This window comes from Sphingomonas sp. TF3, from assembly GCF_003985085.1.
In the GTDB taxonomy this organism is placed as follows: domain Bacteria; phylum Pseudomonadota; class Alphaproteobacteria; order Sphingomonadales; family Sphingomonadaceae; genus Sphingomonas.
Window position 1 is genome coordinate 36,476 of the sequence record NZ_RWKS01000007.1, and the last position, 17,668, is coordinate 54,143.

Below are 17,668 nucleotides of genomic sequence, written 5' to 3' on the forward strand. Positions count from 1 at the left end.
GCCGTGCGGCGGGGTGCCTGGTTCAGCTTTGAAGCGCATCTTTCGCATCTCTTCTCCTAAGTCCCACTCAGCCATTGAGGCTTGCTTGTCTCGTCGAGGGTGCGATCATTGTCGGTGGTGGTCACCACGATGACAAGCGCGATTGATGCGTCGCGATATCAGTTTAAGGTATAACGACCTTCCAGGATTAAGCGCGGCGGCCTATATTCTGACGTCACGGCCACCGGCAGGGCAAATCGCTTGCCGCCCGTGTTTCGAGATAAGAACCGGCCTTCACAGGAGGCGGCAATCGGCCCCTGTGCCGGAGAGGTTGCAGCGATGGCGACAGTGCCACCGGCACGTGCGGTGCCGATACTATCGGGCGGACCTAGCGAGTCCGGTCGCAAACATTCCATGTTCGGCTTTTTCCCGAGTTTGCGATGCTTGCGAGCATTCCTCGCCGTGTGCCAACTCGAGAGCATTTCGCAAGCCTCGGTAGATCTCAATCTTTCGCAATCCGCGGTGACCCAGGCGATCGCGCGGCTCGAACAGGATCTCGACTGCCAGCTTTTCGAGAGGCGCAGCAAGGGAAGCTATTTGACCGAGGTCGGCAATATCCTGAAGAATTATACGGATGTGCTGTTCGTAAACATGGAAGAAGCGCTCCGCGAATGCATGTCGGCGCGCGCCGATCCAGGTGCTGGCGCCGCCCGTCGGATGTCGCGGCGCATCACCAATTCGCAGATCATCGCGCTCATTTCGATCAAGGACTCGGGGTCGTTCTTGCAGGCTGCGAGGCGTGTCGGTGTCGCACAGCCGACCATCCATCGCACGGCGCGCGCGCTCGAATGCAATCTCGGTGTGCAGCTTTTCAGCAACACTGCCAGGGGCTCGGCGGTCAACGAACTCGCCTACCGTCTGGCGAACAGGCTCCAGCTGATGGTCCGCGAACTCGAGGGCGCTTATGAACGAATCGAAGCTCAAAAGCTGAGGGAACGTGGGCGCATACTGGTCGGGGGACTATTGCTCGCCGGCAGCGGCTTCCTGGCTTCGGCAATCAGCGCCTTTTCGATCGCGCATCCCGACGTCAACGTCGATATTGCGACTGCTTCGTACGATGTCCTGCTTGAGAAACTTCGCGCCGGTTCGATCGACTTCATTGTCGGCATGGTCAAATCGCCGCCTCCGGCCGATGACGTTGTCGAGGAAATTCTTGCACCCGATCCCTACATCGTCGTAGCGCGCAAAGGTCATCCGCTCGACGGCAAGTACGATATCTCGTCGGCGGACCTCGCCTGTTATGAATGGGTCATGCCCGGGCAATTGACTGCGCGACGCACCGTGTTCGAGCAGCTGTTCGCCAACACTACGCCGGCGCCGCATACGGGGATCGAAACCTATTCGCTGACGATATTGCTACTGCTGCTTGCCGAGAGCGACCGCATGACGGTGCTCACCGAATCGCAAATCCTGCTCGACCAGAGCCTCGGCCACAATTTGTCGAAAATCGATTACAAGATGCCGCCGTTGGATGCGCATATCGGCGTGACGACGCGAAAGTATTGGACCCCATCAGAAATTCAGGGGACGTTCCTGGATTTCTTGCGCCACGGACCGATGACCGATCGGCTGCTCGCGCGCGTTGCCGGTGGCGGCGCGCGCGGGTCAGGCTGAGGCGCCGCGGTGTCTGGTGCGCTCCAGGAGTCTGCGCGCCTCCATTGCCGGGGCGAGATCGGCGACCTGGTCGAACGACAGGATTCGACGCTGCACCCCGGCCGCGACATTCAACCGCTGCAGATAGCCGATCTGGCCGGCCGAAAGTCCGGGCTCGCGAGCATAGGGCTGGGTGCGGTGGATGAATCGCCAGACCTGATCACCTTCAACGCGATCGCCGCCCACCGCCGCGCGCGCGGCGAGATAGGCGTCGCGCGAGCTGGGTTCCGAAACGAAGCGGAACAGCAGCGCATATGCCGCCAGGCACCGGGCGATGGCGTCCCTACGGGTGCACAGCGCGTCGCGCGAGGCATAGGCCAATTGATACGGGAATTGTGGAAGCGCCTGCCACAGCGCGCCACCAGCTAGCATGTGCGCGCGGGTGTCCGACAGGTCAGCGACGCCGTAGGCGCCAGCGTCGACCGCGCCGCTCAGCACGGCCTTGAAGACCTGGGCGTTGCTGCCAACCGAAACGAACCGGACATCGTCGGGCGTCATGCCGTGACGGTGGAGCAGCGCGATCATCACGAGGTGCAAGAGCCCGTTTTGCTCCCCGATTCCGATTCGCCGTCCCCTCAGCGCGCGCACGTCCCGCAGCGTCGGATCGGCGGAACAGACGGCGAGCGCGGGCACACGCATCGCCGATCCGATCAGCCGGATCGGTCGTCCCTCAGCGATCGCGGGCAGCACGCCAGCGTAGGCGGAGATCATGCACAGGTCCGCCGTCCCCGCTTCCAGCGCGGCGATTGGGCCGGCGATATCCAGGCTGTCGACGGTGGCGATATCCAGCGCTAGACGCGCGCCGAACCCTCGCGTGACCATCAACTGCTGCAGCGTCGCATTCTCGACGCCCTGATTACTCGCGACGCGGATCGACAATGGGGCCGTGCTCCGGCCCCATTGACCGGTCAGCAGCGCGACTGCCGCGCCACCGAGCAGCATATCACGACGATTCGGGTCCATAGCGATCTCCTGCAAGGGGAGCTTTGGCGGGTCGATCTCCCCCGCAGCGCCAATCGCGTGGCGGGGTCTCTCCGACTATTGCGAGAAGGGCGCGATCGTCTCGGGGTCGACGAAAAGTTGCTCCATCGTCATGCGCTTGGGCGTGAGCCCCTGCTTGAAGGCGGTCGCCTCGAGCGCTTCGATCGTCGGGCGGTTGACTTCGATGCCGTAGGGCAGGGGGTCGGGGCCGACGATCTTCTGCAGCTTGCGATACTTGTCGGCGCCCTTGCCGGTCGCTTCGCCCGACTCGAGCTGGGCGAGCCATTCGTTCTTGGCCTGGGAAAAGGCATCGTAAAGCGATCGCGCGACCCACGGATGCTCCGCGAGGATCTCGTCCTTGACCACGACCGTCCCGTGCATCGGGTACACGCCGGTGCGACGGTAATAGTCAGCCTCGACCGCTTCGGCGTCCGGGATCAGATCGGGATAATCGGCGGCAACCTCGGTCCAGCCGCCGGTCGGGCTGCCGGTGCGGCCGATGCCGGCATTGGCGCCGACGCCGGCCTGCAGCTCGCCCGTCGCCATCATCTCGGCAAGCGAGCGGCCCTCTGGGGCGTGGATCACGTTGGGCGGCAGCTTGAGCTGCGTGACATGCTCCTCGTCGTCCACCACCCAGGTCACCTTGCTCGGATCGAGGTCGTATTCGTCCATGAACACCTGGCGCAGCCAAGCGCCGGTGGTGACCGAATAGGCGCGGACCCCGACCTTCTTTCCTTCGAGATCCTTCGGCGTCTTGATACCCGAATCCGGGCGGATCAGCATTCCGGCATGATGGAAGCGACGCACGACGAAGATCGGCAGCGCCACGAACGGTGCGCCATAGGCGCGCGCGATGATGTAGGTGGTGGGCGCGAGCTCGCAGACGTCGAACTCGAGATCGCGCACCATCCGTCGGAAGGCGCCGATCTGCGGCTTGACCGTGATGAATTCGGCATCGACCCCCGCGATTGGGATCGACCCGTCGCGGATGCGCGCCGTATGCGGATGCTCCGCGACCGCAAGCGTGAGGTGAACCTTGTCGGTCAATCGATTTCTCCTGGGAAGCAAGGGGATGGGGGGCGCTGCGACCGGCTCAGAACTGGACCTTGGCGCCGGCCGTGAAATATCGGCCTCGGACATCGTCGCCGATCGCGAAACCATCGCGGAGCCCGGCGCGGGTGCCGTTGCCCGAATAGGCGCCGAGCGGCGGCTGCGCATCGAACAGGTTCTGGACGTTGACGAAGAACTGAAACGCATTGCCTCTGCTTTTTACGTCCCACGCCAGGTTGAGGCTTGTCGTGTAGAAACTGCCGATATGGTTATCGACGAACACCTGGGTCGGATCGCCGCCGAGCTTCATCGGATTGCGATAGCGTTCGCCGATCTCGACCGTCATGTTGTCGATGAACTGATACCGCACGTTGGCATTGATGCGCACGGACGGCGCCGCGTACAGGCCCAGCGGGCCGAACGCGACATCCCCCTGGTCGACCGTCGCCACGCCGGGCTGGATATATTTGATGTGCGGCTGGTACGCCGCCAGAACGCGCGCCTGGAACAGGCGGCCGAACAGATGCGAGGAGAAATTGGCCTCTACATCGATGCCATAGGTATCGATCTCCGACAGGTTGATGTTCTGCACAAGCCATTTGCTGACGACGTTGGCGGCCGACGTGTCGGTGATCGCGTTGGGGCGCACCTGCAGCGCGCAATACGGGGAAGTGCCCCCGCTTGCGTAACATGCGTTCTGCAGATTTGTGGTCGACCCGGTGACCTGGGTAATCGCGTTCGAGATGTTGATGTGATAGCCGTCCACCGCGAAGCTCAGGCTGTGCGTGGGTTTCCACACGACGCCCGCCGTGAAGGTGTTGCCGATCTCCGCGGTCAGCGTCGGGTTCGCCAGCGTCACCTGCGGCGTCGACGGGCTAAGTCCGGTCAGCACGTCGAGCGAGCGCACGATCGTCTGGTTGCTCGGCGCGTAAAGCTCGTACAGCGTAGGCGCCCTGATATCGCGCGACCGCGTGGCGCGAAAGCGCAGGCTGTCGGTGATCTCGAGATCGCCGCCGATCTTCCACGTCACATAGTGTCCGCTCGTGCTGTAGTTGGTGTAGCGCGCCGCGCCGTTGACGTTGAGCGCCTTGAAGATCCACAGATCCTTCAGCACCGGCACTTCGACCTCGCCGGCGACTTCCCACACGGTCTGACTGAGTCCGCCCGGCGACGCGCCGAATTGGAAGTCGTTGAGCGCGGTGGCAGCGACCGCGGAGCTCGTGCTGGTCACGCAATTGTAGCGCAGGCCCGTGCAATCCGCGACGTTCGACGGCGCCGAGGTGCTGGTCGACTTGAAGGCGATGCGCCGCCATTCGCCCGAAAGTGCTGCGGTGATCGGGCCGGCCCAGCCCTGGAACAGGTCGCCATTGATCTGCGCGGTCGCGTCGTCGGTGGTGGTCAGCGTTCGATAGGTGACGGGATCGGTGACGTAGGCGATTGCCGCGGCGCTCGCTGCAGACGGCCCGAACGCATTGAACGGCACGCAATTCGCGTAGGCCGTGTTGGTCAGCGATGCATTGCAAACGATCTGGCCATTGCTCGACACCGCATCGAGCGCGGCGGACAGCTTCTGCCGGTTGACGTCATTGGATAGCGTGTTGATCAGGGTAGTGCTGCCATGGGTATAGTCGATCGCCCATTTGAAGCGATCGATCTTCCCATCGAAGCCGCCGGTGAAGACATATTGGCGCGAGACGATGTTCTCGTGTGCATCGGGAATCTGGTTGAGTAATTCGCTATAGGTGAACGTCTGTTGAGTCACGGGTATCTGCGACTGGACAGTGGCGGGCAGGAACGCATTGGTCCGGTTGATCGTGACGTTAGACAATTGGGCCGAATCGCCATCGCTGGTGTTGGTCTTCCAGTCGCCCGACGCCTGGACAAAGGCATGGATGCTGTCGGTGATTTCGTAGTCCGCACGGCCGAACGCCTGATGCGCCACGCTGCCGCTGATGAGGCTGCCATCGAAGTAGCCGCCATCGCCGCCGATCTGGACGCCTGACGTACCGGTGGCGATGCCGGCCACGAACGGCGTAAGCACGCCATTGGCGCTGAATTCCTTGCCCGCCAAGGCGCCGCTGGTGATGAGGCCGCCCGCGGGAAAGCCCGACTGGCGCAGGTTGGTCTGCAGGACATAGGGATTGGCGGTCGTGCCCGCACCTGTCACGCCGACCTGGTTGAGGTAAGGGCGGCTGGCGCGGCTCGTGATCGGATCCTCGGTGCGATATTCGTAGCTGGCCTCGATATGCAGCCGGTCGCCGATCTTCGTGCCATACGCCACGCCGATGTCGTTGCGCGCATCGTCGCCGTAGCGCGAGATGCCCGAGCTGACCTGCGCGCGAAAGCCTTGGAGCTTACGGTTCACCACATAGTTCACCACACCCGATACGGCATCCGAGCCATACACCGCGGAGACGCCGCCGGTGACGAGGTCGACACGGTCGATCAGCATCTGCGGGATGATGTCGACATCGACCAAGCCGTTAAACAGCGTAGGCGGCACGCGCCGGCCATCTTCAAGAATCAGCGTCCGGGTCGAGCCGAGGTTGCGCAGGTTGAGCGCGTTAGCGGCGCCGTTTCCACCCGATTGCGCGCCGGTGTTGGTGGGATTGGACGTGCTCTGGCGCGAACCGGAAAATGCCGGAATGGTGTTGAGCGCCTCGCCGAGCGATACGCCGGGAGTAGTGGTGAGAACGTCGGAGACGCCCACGACGGTGACCGGCGACGGGCTGCTGTTGCCGTTGCGCGCGATGCGCGAGCCGGTCACGACAATGTCCTGCGCGGTCGCCGTCGCGGCGCCATCGCTCGCCCCGGCCGCGCCTTGTGGCGCCTTTTCGCTTGCCGCGGTCTGACCGCTCTCGACGGCGGCGTCCGGCGCATCGCTGTACGTCGGCGCGGGCGCAGGCGCCGTCTGCTGCGCTCGCGCCGAGGTTGCAAAAGCGAGCAGGCTGACACTGCTTAAGAACAACTGTGCTTTAAAAGACATGATATTATCCTCACCTTGGTCCGGTCAATTGCCTTCTTCTGAAAAGGTTGACCATATTATTTGGAATTTGTGCGGCTGTCAGTTATGTGATCTCGCCGGATACTCTGATCAGTCGTTATCTTATACTCAAGCAGCAATCATTTCAGGCGACGCGAGTGCTGGATAAAGGCTGAGCGCGGTCTTCGAGAAGATCCATTCCCGGTCTGCCGCCGAAAGGGTCTCGCAGCCACGGATCGCCACATCCAGCAATGTCATGAGACCGCCCGGGCTTGCCGGATAGTTTGAGCCCCAGGCCAAGCGATCCGCGCCAAATTCGGATACGAGCCGCTCGAGGATCGGGGCCGGATGGCTCCATCCTTTGCCTTTGAGAAAATTGACCGACGTAACCTTGAGGTAGAGATTGGGGAAGCGGCTCAAGCCGAGCAGCGGCGCCGCCAAGGGGAAGGGTTCGCCGCTCGAATAGTCAGCTCGCCCAGCATGATCGAGCAGGAACTTTACCTTTGGGGCATGCTGCAAGGCCGCCTCGAGCGCGGCGAAGCCGTCGGCCGCGTTCACATTGACCGCAACAGTGATCCCAAGCGATGCCGCGCACTCATAGACCGCGAGCAGGCGCGGGTCGTCGAGCGCCAGCCACGCGGTCGTGACTGTGGTCCCTTTGACGTAGATGCGCATTCCGGTCAGCCCCTTGGCATACCAGTGCTCCATCTTTTCGACGGCGTCGTCCGCCAGTACGTTGACCGAGAAGACGCCGGTCAAACGATCGGGATAAGCAGCAATCGCGTCGGCTGCGTAATCGCAGACAAATCCATAGGTCGTAGAGGAATGCACCAGCGCCGCCTTGGCGATGCCGGCCGCATCCATCGCGGTGATCAGCTCTTCGGTGGTGATCGACCGTTCATGCGACCAGTCCGAGCGTTTGTCGCCAAGCGGTGAGATCGGATAGCGCGCCGTATCCGACGATACGACGTGGGGGTGAGTGTCGACGATGTTCATAAAATCTCTATCCTCGCCTTCAAGCAAGGAGTATCGAAGATCACGCGATTGAAGTTTTTGTCTATAGAACAACGAAGCCAATATTTACTCTGTATAGTTATATCTCTACACATTTAATCGTGAGCGTAGTTGCAATAATAGCAAAATCTATCTGCGTGATTTTCCTCTCCATTGTTGAAAGACATTTGCCGGAATCACCGCGACTGCGCAAAGCTGTATTGCGGTCGAAGCCAACAGATTTTGCTATACTGCGGCGCGCGGCCATGCCCGGGTGCCGGTCCAAAGCTTTCAACGTCCTTCCGCACGATACTTATCACCGGCGTTACGCCGGAACGGGCTAGGTGGCGCTATCGCCGCGTGTTTGGCCGCTCGATCGGAGAGAAGAGATGGATGGAAAAATTCTGAACGGCGCTGAGAGGGTCGAGCGCGAGGACACCTTTCGTGCCCACGATCCAGCGCAGAATGCCACGGTCGCCCCGGACTTTCCGGTCGCGACGATTGCCGATGTCGCCGAGGCCTGCAGGCGCGCCGCGGCGACATCCGATGCCTTTCGCGAAATAGATCCCGAGCAGCGCGCCCGCTTTCTCGAAATCGTGGCGGACAAGATCGACGCGCTCGGCGACGCGCTGGTCCAGCGCGCGATGCTCGAAAGCGGGCTGCCACACGCGCGTCTGACCGGTGAGCGCAGTCGCACGACCGGGCAGCTGCGGCTGTTCGCCACCGTATTACGCGGCGGACGGTGGGCCGGCGTCACACTCGACAGTCCGCTGCCGGATCGCGCGCCGCCGCGCGCCGATTTGCGACAGCGTCGCATCGCGCTCGGGCCGGTCGCGGTGTTCGGTGCGTCCAATTTCCCACTTGCCTTCTCGACGGCGGGTGGCGACACCGCCTCGGCGCTCGCCGCAGGGTGTCCGGTGGTCGTCAAGGGGCATCCGGCGCATCCCGGCACTTCGGCAATGGTCGCGGCGGCAGTGCACGACGCGATCATCGAGTGCGGCTTGCCCGAGGGGGTATTTTCGCTGCTGCAAGGGCCTTCGAACGACCTTGGCGCGGCGCTCGTTGCCGATCCTCGCATCCAGGCGGTCGGCTTTACCGGCTCGCGCGCGGGCGGATTAGCGCTGGTCGAGATCGCCCGCGCCCGGTCGCAGCCGATCCCGGTCTACGCCGAAATGTCGAGCGTAAACCCGGTGCTGCTGTTCCCGCACGCGCTCGCAAATCGCGGCGTTGCGCTGGGCGAGGGATATGTTGGGTCGCTGACGCTTGGCTCGGGCCAGTTCTGTACCAATCCCGGCGTGGTGCTGGCGCTAGCCGGTGCCGAGCTGGACGCGTTCCTGGCTGCGGCCGCGACGGCGCTGGAAAAGGCGCAGCCGCAGGTCATGCTCACCGCGGGGATTCATGCGGCCTATGACCGCGGCGTTGTGGCATTGTTCAACCATGCCGCGGTCGAGTGTGTCGCCTCCGGTGCGACGGGCACCGGCTGTAATCGCGGGCAGGCTTCGCTATTCGTTACCGACGGGGCAGCGTTCGTCGCGCACCCCGAACTCGCGCACGAAGTGTTCGGCGCGGCGTCGATCGTCGTACGGTGCGAAAGCATCGCGCAAGTGGCAACGATCCTGGAATCGATGGAGGGGCAGCTCACCGCAACGCTGCAGCTCGACGAGGGCGATCATGCGGCAGCACTGTCGCTGATGCCGTTGCTTGAGCGCAAGGCCGGGCGCATCTTGGCCAATGGCTGGCCGACCGGCGTCGAGGTTTCCTATGCGATGGTGCACGGCGGACCATTCCCGGCGACGTCCGACAGCCGGACGACCTCGGTCGGCGCGGCGGCGATCGAGCGCTTCCTGCGGCCGGTCTGTTATCAGGATATCCCCGACGCCCTGCTGCCGCGTGCTTTGCAGGACGCCAATCCGCTCGACCTGCCCCGACTGCGCGACGGAAAGCCCGACGAATGACCTGGCCGGATTGCGTCAGGTGGCCTGCTTCAAGTGCGGGCGGACGACCGGTAATTTCATGCGCCGTCGCACAATTTCGATAAAGTCGGTGTGCAGCTGGGTCGGCAGCCAATCCTTGCGCATCGTCACGCCGATCGACGGCACCGGGTTGATCGCATCGAATGGGATTGCAGTAAGATTGTCGTCCGAGTTGATCAGCTCATAGGACGTCATCAGCGTCAGCCTGTCGCTTCGCTCGAGCAGACGGCGCACGACTGGGACCGCGCAGGTGACGATCGAAGCGTGCGGCCCGCGACGGTTTTCGAATAGCGCGTCGAAACACGCTCTGCGGCTCGACCCCACTGTCCCTACTACCCAGTCGTAGGCCAGCAGATCGTCGGTTGTCGGCTTGCCCTTGCGCAACAGCGGATGCCTGTTCCGTCCAACAATTGAATAAGGGGTTCGGGCGAAAGCCTCGCGCGTAAGATCCTCCTCCGCTTTTTCGGGTAAGAGGCCGATCACGAAATCAACGTCGCCGGAACGCAGGCTCTTCAGCATTACCGACGCATTTTCGTTTAGGATGTGTACGTCGACCTGCGGATACGCGGAGATGAAGTCGTCCAGGGCTGACGCAAGCAGTACGCTGCCGCCAAACGGCATTGCGCCGATCACGATTTCGCTTGCCGAGCTGCCTTGAGCGGCGTCCAGTTCACGAATGCCCCAGGCAATTTCTTGGGTTGCGAGCTTAATCTTGCGGCCGAACTCGAGGCCCGCTTGGGTGATCACGATACCAGTCGCCGTGCGGTAGAAGATCGACCTGCGTAGATTGCTCTCCAAGTCCCGCGTAGCGCGCTGCAGCGACGCCTGGGACAACGCGAGCGACTGTGCGGCAAGTGCAAACGACGTATGCTCGATGATTGCGATCAAGCCTCGGGTCTGCGAGCGGGAAATGCGCTTGAGGATTACCCGCGCGCCTTCCTCTCCGCCAGGAACGCCCAGCTCAATCAGCGCATGCTCGACCTGCTCGAAGAAACGCGCCGCGCGCTTGTAGAAGATCTCGCCGAACTCGTTGAGATAGCTGCCGCTTGCCCGTCGCTCAACCAATCGAACGCAGACCTGCTGTTCAAGCTTGGCGAGCGCCTGGGTGACCGCAGGCTGAGAGAGGTTACACTCCTCCGATGCTTTGCGCACGCTGCGCAAGCGACCAATGCTGTCGAACAGTTTAAGCTGGCGAAAACTGACTAGATCCGCGCGCTGATGCACATCCGATTGTATCATTTTTGGCATCCTCTCCGAGAGTGGTCTATCACAAAACTTATCACCTATGGAAGTCGTGTGTGCGTGCCTGAAAGCAGCGCGGGTGGCTCAATTGGGGTCATTGAAACGGCGCTGCGCGTGAATGGTCTAGGTAGCGGTCAAGTTGACTGTCGGGCGATGCACTCCTCTCCTTCAGCGTGGTCGTATCGGCGGTAAATTGCCGAAATCCAATTGACCGGGCAGCGCTAGCCCTCAGGAGAGCAATCTTGGCAGACAGAGTTCACCTTACGTTTGCGGTGGCGGACGCCCCGCACACCGCAGCGCTTCGCGACGGGTCTATTCCGATCGAAGGCGTGGACGCGGAGTTTATCACGGTGAAGCCGCAGATTGGCGCATTCCGCCGGATGGTACGGCAGGTGGAGTTCGACGTATGCGAGCTGGCGCCAACGACCTATATCATCGCGCGCGCTTATGGCGCGCCGTTCGTCGCGCTGCCGATCTTTGTGATGCGTCGGTTCCATCACGCCGGACTGCTGGTGCGACCTGAAGCGGGCATCAAGACGCCCAAGGATCTGGAGGGGCACCAGGTCGGCGTGCGCGCCTATTCGGTCACCACCGGCGTGTGGACCCGTCAGGTGCTCATCGACGAGTTCGGAGTCGACAATGATAAGATCACGTGGGTGGTCGATGACGAGGAACATGTCACGCAGATGAGGCTGCCGCTCAATGTGATCCACGCGCCCGAGGGACGCTCGCTTGCGGACATGATGGCTGATGGAGAGCTAGTTGCGGGCTTCCAAGCTAATGCAGGCATCGGGCGCACCGGCGCGCCGACAGGCGGCTGGAAAGAAGTCGAAGCAGATTATCCCGATTTGTTTCCCAATGCCCAAGAGCTGGAAACCGAATATTACACGCGCACCGGCATCTATCCCATGCACGGCACGATTGTGGTCAAGGATTCGGTATTGGCCGAGCATCCGTGGGTGGCAAAGTCGATCTTCGACGCATTCAGCCGGGCAAAGAACGAGTGGCTCGCTCGACTCGACGCAGGCGAGGCGACCACGGCGTCGGACCAGCGCTACGATCAGTTGCGGTCGATCGTCGGCCATGACCCGCTCCCCTACGGCATTGCGGCCAACATTCAGACCATCGAAGCACTGGAGAAGACGGCCTTCGAGCAGGGACTGACGCCGCGGCGTATGTCGCTCGAGGAACTGTTCGTCGATCCGGAAAGTGGCCGCGCATAAGGACCAGCCTGCGAGCGGCCGTCCCCATAGCGGTCTCATCGGTTCGCGGTTCGCACGCTCAAGACTTATGCGCCGCTTGTCATAATCAATCTCCGTTGCAAGTCGGCATTTCCGTAGACGGAGTTAACGATCGATGTCGCGTTGCGAACGCGCAGGAGAGCATATGATTATCGATTGCCATGGTCATTTCACTACGGTGCCCAAATCATTCCGCGATTGGCGAGCCAAGCAGGTCGAGTTCGCTGATGACCCCGTCAACGCGCCTAGGATCAGGGAAGGCCGCATCACTGACGATCAGATTCGCGAAGGCGTTGGCGGCGGGCAGCTCAAGCTTCAGCAGGAGCGCGGCAGCGACCTGACACTGTTCTCACCGATTGCCGGGTTGATGTCGCATCATCTCGGCAACGAGCGCACCAGCCTGGAGTGGGCCGAGCTGTCGAACGACACCGTATACCGCGTAACCGAACTCTATCCCGACAACTTCGTGCCGGTCTGCCAATTGCCACAGTCGCCTGGAGCGCCGCCTGCCAACAGCATTCCCGAGCTCAAGCGTTGCGTCGAAGAGCTCGGCTTTGTCGGCTGTAACCTCAATCCCGATCCGACCGGCGGCTACTGGACCGGTAAGCCCGTCACCGATCGGGAATGGTATCCGCTGTACGAAGCGCTGGTCGAACTCGACGTGCCCGCGATGATCCACGTCGCCGCATCGTGCAATCCTAATTTTCACGGTACCGGCGCGCATTATCTGAACGCTGACACGTCAGTGTTCATGCAGGTTTTGCAATCCAAGCTGTTCGAGGACTTCCCGACGCTGCGCTTCGTTATACCGCACGGCGGCGGCGCGGTGCCGTATCACTGGGGCCGTTATCGCGGCATGTCGCTTGAGATCGCGGAACGTCCGCTCGAGGAAATGTTCGCGAACATCTTCTTCGACACCTGCGTCTATCACCAGCCGGGTGTCGAACTGCTTACAAAGGTGATCCCGGCCGACAACGTGCTATTCGGCTCGGAGATGATAGGCGCGGTGCGCTGCAAGGACCCCGACACAGGGCATTATTTCGACGACACCAAGCGCTATGTGGATGCGATCCCGTCGCTAAGCGAGGCGGATCGCCACAAGATCTATGAGACCAATGCGCGCCGCGTCTATCCGCGGCTGGACGCGCGGCTGAAGGCCAGGAGCTTGTAAACGGCGCATCTCGGCTTCGCATCCGACGCAGCGGTCGGGCGCGAAGGCGGCGGCAGCGGAAGCTATTATCCCCGAACATCAAGGAGCACCGATGTCTTCCATCGTCGACATTCACCCGCACGTTATCTCGAATGACGAAGCGCGCTATCCGCCGGCGCCTTTGTTCGGCAAGCGCTCGGACTGGTCGCAGGAGCGGCCGTCAACGGTGGAAACTCTCATTACTTCGATGGACGAGGCCGGGGTTCTCAAGGCCGCGGTGGTTCATAGTTCGACCACCTACGGCTTCGATAACAGCTACGTCGTCGATGCCTGCAACGCCTATCCCGATCGCCTCATCCCGGTCGGCTCGGTCGATCTGCTTGCGCCTGACGCGATCGCGACGATCCGCGCTTGGGTAGACAAGGGGTTGGGCGGCCTGCGGGTGTTCACCGGCGGCAGCACCAAGGATTTTGATCCGAGCGAACTCGATGACCCGCGCGTCTATCCGGCGTGGGAATTGCTCGGTGAGCTGGGACTTACGATGTGCATCCAGACTGGTCCGGTTGGGCTAGGGGCGGTGGCGACGCTGGCCAAGCGCTTTCCAAACGTGCCCATCATTCTCGACCATCTTGGCCGCCCCGATGTCACTGACGGCCCGCCCTATGCCGCCGCGCAAAGCCTGTTCGATCTTGCGGCGGTTGAATCAATTTTCCTCAAGCTCACACCACGGATCATGGGCGATTCCCAAAAGGGGGCCGCATCAGCCGAGACGCTTTTTCCAAAGCTTGTCGCAATGTTCGGTGCCTATCGGATGGCCTGGGGTTCCAATTATCCGACGTCCGAAGGGTCGCTTGCCGCGATTTTGGGAACGGCCAGAGAACGTCTCTCGAATTTGTCTGAAGATGACCAGGCCTGGATCTTCGGGAAGACCGCCCAAATCCTCTATCCGCGTCTGGCGGACTGATATCTCTGGAGCCGGCGCCGCCGCTCGTCGCACCTCAATCTAACAATAACGAAATATGGAACGACACATGGCCGACACCCGCCTCAACGGCATCATCCGCGCTTGGGAAGCAGGGAAGCCTGCGTTCACCTGTTTCTCCAAAGTCGAGAAGCTCGCCGCGCAGGAGATGACCGACGCGCCCTATGACGGCATCGTGTTCGAGATGGAGCACAACCCCTATGACGTCGCGGTGCTCGGCGACGCGCTGCAATACATGCTCAACCGCAAGAAGATTGCCGAGACCGGCTCGGTCGCGCCGTCGGTGACGCCGATCGCGCGCATCCCGGCGAACGGGGTCGAGATGAACCAGTTTCAGGCAAAGCAGGTGCTCGATCGCGGCGTCTATGGGGTGATCACCCCGCACGTCGCGACGACGGCGCAGGCATACAACGCCGTCGCCTCGTGCCGCTACGCCAAGCCGACCGGCGCAGCACTGTACGAGCCAAAGGGCGTGCGCGGCGATGGTCCCGCCACCGCGGCGCGCTACTGGGGGCTCAGCCAGCCCGATTATTACGCGAAGGCCGACGTCTGGCCGCTCGCGCCGCATGGCGAATTGCTCGTAGGGCTGATGATCGAAAGCCCCGAGGCGATCGAGAATCTCGATGACATGCTGGCCAACGTGCCAGGCATTGGCTTCTGCCTGATCGGCGAGGGCGATCTCTCGCAGGCGCTCGGCTATGCGCGGCAATACGAACATCCCGAAGTGCTCGGCGCGATGACCAAGATCGTCGAGACCTGCCACAAGCATAAGGTTGTGGTCGGCAACCCGCACACCGGCGCCAAGAATGTCGAACGGCTTCTCGGCGAGGGCTACAAGTTCCTGATGTCGGCACCGTCGCGCAGCTATGGCGTCGTCGGCCAGGGCCGCGAACTGGCGGGCTACTGATGAACGGCGCCGAAAGCCTCGTCACGACTTTGGTCGATCAGGGCGTCGACATCTGCTTCGCCAATCCCGGCACGTCGGAGATGCACTTTCTTTCCGCGCTCGAGAACCCGCGAATGAAGAGCGTGCTGTGCCTGTTCGAAGGCGTCTGCACCGGTGCCGCCGATGGCTGGTACCGGATGAAGGACACGCCGGCCTCGACGCTGCTGCATCTGGGGCCGGGACTCGCCAACGGTCTCGCTAACATGCACAACGCCAAGCGCGCCAGCTCGGGGATGGTCAACATCGTCGGCGAGCATTCGGCGAGCCATCTAAAATATGATCCGCCGCTGACCTCGGACATCGAGGGGCTCGCGCGACCGCTGAGCCACTGGGTGCGCCGCGCCGAGGGCTCGACCACAATCGCGTGGGATACCGCAACCGCGGTCGCCAAGGCATCCGAGCATCCCGGGCAGATCGCGACCTTGATCCTGCCGGGCGACACCGCCTGGAAGGATGCGGGCGAGGTCGTCGTGCCCAAGGGCCTCGTCAAGCCACGCGCGGCACCCGATACCGCGCGGGTCGATCAGGTCGCCAAGGTGCTGCGCTCGGGCGAGCCGGTGCTGATCATCCTCGGCAACAAGGCGACCCGTGGCCGTGCGCTCGAGCTCGCTGGCAAGATCGCCGCGGGCACCGGCGCGCGGCTCGGTTCGCAATTCTTCACCGCGCGGATCGAGCGTGGCGCGGGGCGCACGCCGCTTGAGCGCATCCCCTATGCCGTGCCGCTGGCGCAGGCGTTCCTCGCCGAGTTCAAGCATATCGTGACGCTCGAGACGCGCGAGCCGGTCGCCTTCTTCAGCTATCCCGACAAGCCGAGCCTGCTCAAAGGCCCGCAGACGATCGTCCACCCGCTGGTCGAGACCGACGAAGACAGCGTTGCCGGGCTCGAGATGCTGGTCGAGGCGCTCGGCCTCGGCGGTACGCAGGGGCTTGTGCAGCAACGTGTCGAGACCCCGATCCCGTCGGGCGCGCTGACTCCCGAGGGCATCGCCTATGCGCTCGCCGCGGCGATGCCCGATCATTGTATCTTGGTCGATGAATCGCTCACCACAGGACGCCAGACAATGGGCTTTACCGTCGGCGCGCGCCCGCACGACCTGATCAACAACATGGGCGGCTCGATCGGCTATGGCACGCCAGTCGCGACCGGCGCGGCGCTCGCGTGTCCCGACCGGCGGGTGTTCTGCATGGTTGGCGATGGCAGCGCGATGTACACGATCCAGTCGCTATGGACGCAGGCGCGCGAAGGCCTGAACATCACCACGATCATCTTCGCCAACAACCAATATGCGATCCTCAAGGCCGAATACACCAACATGGGTGCCGGCACGCCGGGCCCGCAGGCGATGGCCATGATCGATATCGATCGCCCGACGATCGACTGGTGCGCGATGGCCAAGAGCATGGGCGTGCCCAGCGTCAGCGTTTCGAATGCCGAGGATTTCCACAGGGCGATGGTGCGTTCGGCCGGAGAGCCGGGCCCGTCGCTGATCGAAGTCAAACTGTACTGATAGGAGAGGGCGTATGGCCACCACTGCCACCACGACGCTGAAGACCAATCTCGCCGAATATCCCGTTACCAAGTCGATCCGCGACGGTCGGGTGTCGTCGGACATGGTGACGCTCGATATCTGCGGACCGGATCAGGCGCATAACGGCTTCAAGGCGATGCTGCGCGAAAACGCCTATGACTGCGGCGAACTGGCGATCGTCACGCTGTTGCAGGCCAAGGCGTTCGGTAAGCCGTTCGTGGCGCTGCCGATCCCGATCAGCGGTCGCTTCCAGCACCATTGCGCCGGCTTCAACAAAGAGCTGTTCGATCTCAAGCCCAAGGATATCGAAGGCAAGCGCGTCGGAGTGCGCTCCTATGCCCAGACCACTGGACTGTGGATCCGCGGCATTCTGCAGCACGAATATGGCGTCGATCTCGACAAGGTGACGTGGTGCACCGTGGGCGAGGGGCACCTACTCGAATATAGCGATCCCGCCAATTGCGAGCGGCTGCCCAAGGGCTCGGACATCGGACAGATGATGCTCGACGGCGAGCTCGTGGCGACGCTGCAGGGCGTCGATCTCCCCAAGGATCCGCGCGTCGCGTATCTCGTGCCCGAGCCGTTCGAGGCGGCCAAGGCCTGGTACGCGCGCGATGGCGTGGTGCCGATCAATCATATGTTCGTGGTGCACGAGGACCTTACCAGAACCCGGCCGGACGTGGTGAAAGAAATCTACCGCATGCTCGTCGAGAGCCGCAAACTCACCGAAGGCGGCGTACCCGCGATCTTCCCGCCGGTCGGGTTCGAGGAGAACCGCAAGGGAATCCAGCTGGCGAGCGACTGGGCGTTTGAGCAGAAGTTCATTCCGCGCCGGATCTCGGCCGACGAGCTGTTCGACGACGTCACGGCGACGCTGTCGATTTAACCTGTGCCGAGGAGGAGAAA

General features: G+C 62.5%; 13 protein-coding genes. 8 read left to right on the plus strand and 5 right to left on the minus strand.

The window, feature by feature from the left end; translation table 11 throughout:
* Positions 1 to 393: 393 nt before the first annotated feature.
* Positions 394 to 1,653: a LysR family transcriptional regulator gene (locus tag EJC47_RS07850; protein ID WP_260591514.1), complete on the plus strand. Its 1,260-nt coding sequence runs from the start codon at positions 394 to 396 to the stop codon at positions 1,651 to 1,653.
* Here EJC47_RS07850 and EJC47_RS07855 read toward each other — a convergent pair.
* The 4 genes from EJC47_RS07855 to EJC47_RS07870 form a co-directional block, all read right to left on the minus strand.
* Positions 1,645 to 2,634: an ABC transporter substrate-binding protein gene (locus EJC47_RS07855; RefSeq protein WP_185867601.1), complete on the minus strand. Its 990-nt coding sequence runs from the start codon at positions 2,632 to 2,634 to the stop codon at positions 1,645 to 1,647. The two genes, EJC47_RS07850 and EJC47_RS07855, sit on opposite strands and share 9 nt — an antisense overlap.
* A gap of 96 nt (positions 2,635 to 2,730) precedes the next feature.
* Entirely contained in the window at positions 2,731 to 3,720 is a 990-nt protein-coding gene (locus EJC47_RS07860) for an ABC transporter substrate-binding protein (protein ID WP_126846633.1), read from the minus strand.
* A gap of 46 nt (positions 3,721 to 3,766) precedes the next feature.
* A complete protein-coding gene (locus tag EJC47_RS07865) occupies positions 3,767 to 6,709 on the minus strand; it encodes a TonB-dependent receptor plug domain-containing protein (RefSeq protein ID WP_126846635.1) in 2,943 nt (980 codons plus the stop codon).
* A gap of 126 nt (positions 6,710 to 6,835) precedes the next feature.
* Positions 6,836 to 7,783: an amidohydrolase family protein gene (locus EJC47_RS07870; protein ID WP_126846637.1), complete on the minus strand. Its 948-nt coding sequence runs from the start codon at positions 7,781 to 7,783 to the stop codon at positions 6,836 to 6,838.
* Positions 7,784 to 8,088: 305 nt separating this feature from the next.
* Between EJC47_RS07870 and EJC47_RS07875 the strand changes: the two genes are divergently transcribed.
* On the plus strand, positions 8,089 to 9,654 hold the full coding sequence (locus EJC47_RS07875; protein WP_126846639.1) for an aldehyde dehydrogenase (NADP(+)): 1,566 nt from the start codon (positions 8,089 to 8,091) through the stop codon (positions 9,652 to 9,654).
* 15 nt (positions 9,655 to 9,669) lie between these two features.
* On the opposite strand, the gene EJC47_RS07880 is transcribed toward EJC47_RS07875, so the two are convergent.
* Positions 9,670 to 10,911 (minus strand): LysR family transcriptional regulator, encoded by a 1,242-nt coding sequence (locus EJC47_RS07880; protein ID WP_185867602.1) that lies wholly within the window; start codon positions 10,909 to 10,911, stop codon positions 9,670 to 9,672.
* A gap of 245 nt (positions 10,912 to 11,156) precedes the next feature.
* Here EJC47_RS07880 and EJC47_RS07885 point away from each other — a divergent pair, with 245 nt between their 5' ends.
* The 6 genes from EJC47_RS07885 to EJC47_RS07910 all read left to right on the plus strand — a co-directional run bounded on the left by EJC47_RS07885 (position 11,157) and on the right by EJC47_RS07910 (position 17,648).
* Positions 11,157 to 12,137, plus strand: coding sequence for a PhnD/SsuA/transferrin family substrate-binding protein (locus EJC47_RS07885; RefSeq protein ID WP_126846643.1), 981 nt, complete (start codon positions 11,157 to 11,159; stop codon positions 12,135 to 12,137).
* Between the two features lie 163 nt (positions 12,138 to 12,300).
* Complete coding sequence (locus tag EJC47_RS07890; RefSeq protein ID WP_126846645.1) at positions 12,301 to 13,326, plus strand: amidohydrolase family protein; 1,026 nt, start codon at positions 12,301 to 12,303, stop codon at positions 13,324 to 13,326.
* Positions 13,327 to 13,417: 91 nt separating this feature from the next.
* A complete protein-coding gene (locus EJC47_RS07895) occupies positions 13,418 to 14,269 on the plus strand; it encodes an amidohydrolase family protein (RefSeq protein ID WP_126846647.1) in 852 nt (283 codons plus the stop codon).
* A gap of 67 nt (positions 14,270 to 14,336) precedes the next feature.
* On the plus strand, positions 14,337 to 15,194 hold the full coding sequence (locus tag EJC47_RS07900) for an HpcH/HpaI aldolase family protein (RefSeq protein WP_126846649.1): 858 nt from the start codon (positions 14,337 to 14,339) through the stop codon (positions 15,192 to 15,194).
* Positions 15,194 to 16,741, plus strand: a complete 1,548-nt coding sequence (locus tag EJC47_RS07905; protein ID WP_126846651.1) for an acetolactate synthase large subunit — start codon at positions 15,194 to 15,196, stop codon at positions 16,739 to 16,741. The genes EJC47_RS07900 and EJC47_RS07905 overlap by 1 nt, the downstream gene beginning before the upstream one ends.
* A 13-nt stretch (positions 16,742 to 16,754) precedes the next feature.
* Positions 16,755 to 17,648 carry a phosphate ABC transporter substrate-binding protein gene (locus tag EJC47_RS07910; RefSeq protein ID WP_126846654.1) on the plus strand — a complete coding sequence of 298 codons (894 nt, stop codon included), beginning with the start codon at positions 16,755 to 16,757 and terminating at the stop codon, positions 17,646 to 17,648.
* Positions 17,649 to 17,668 lie beyond the last annotated feature (20 nt).

Excerpts from the sequence above, each read along its gene's own strand:
- EJC47_RS07850 (WP_260591514.1), top strand. The coding sequence starts at position 394 with ATGTTCGGCTTTTTCCCGAGTTTGCGATGCTTGCGAGCATTCCTCGCC.
- EJC47_RS07855 (WP_185867601.1), bottom strand. The coding sequence starts at position 2,634 with ATGCTGCTCGGTGGCGCGGCAGTCGCGCTGCTGACCGGTCAATGGGGC.
- EJC47_RS07865 (WP_126846635.1), bottom strand. The coding sequence starts at position 6,709 with ATGTCTTTTAAAGCACAGTTGTTCTTAAGCAGTGTCAGCCTGCTCGCT.
- EJC47_RS07875 (WP_126846639.1), top strand. The coding sequence starts at position 8,089 with ATGGATGGAAAAATTCTGAACGGCGCTGAGAGGGTCGAGCGCGAGGAC.
- EJC47_RS07880 (WP_185867602.1), bottom strand. The coding sequence starts at position 10,911 with ATGATACAATCGGATGTGCATCAGCGCGCGGATCTAGTCAGTTTTCGC.
- EJC47_RS07890 (WP_126846645.1), top strand. The coding sequence starts at position 12,301 with ATGATTATCGATTGCCATGGTCATTTCACTACGGTGCCCAAATCATTC.
- EJC47_RS07895 (WP_126846647.1), top strand. The coding sequence starts at position 13,418 with ATGTCTTCCATCGTCGACATTCACCCGCACGTTATCTCGAATGACGAA.
- EJC47_RS07900 (WP_126846649.1), top strand. The coding sequence starts at position 14,337 with ATGGCCGACACCCGCCTCAACGGCATCATCCGCGCTTGGGAAGCAGGG.
- EJC47_RS07905 (WP_126846651.1), top strand. The coding sequence starts at position 15,194 with ATGAACGGCGCCGAAAGCCTCGTCACGACTTTGGTCGATCAGGGCGTC.
- EJC47_RS07910 (WP_126846654.1), top strand. The coding sequence starts at position 16,755 with ATGGCCACCACTGCCACCACGACGCTGAAGACCAATCTCGCCGAATAT.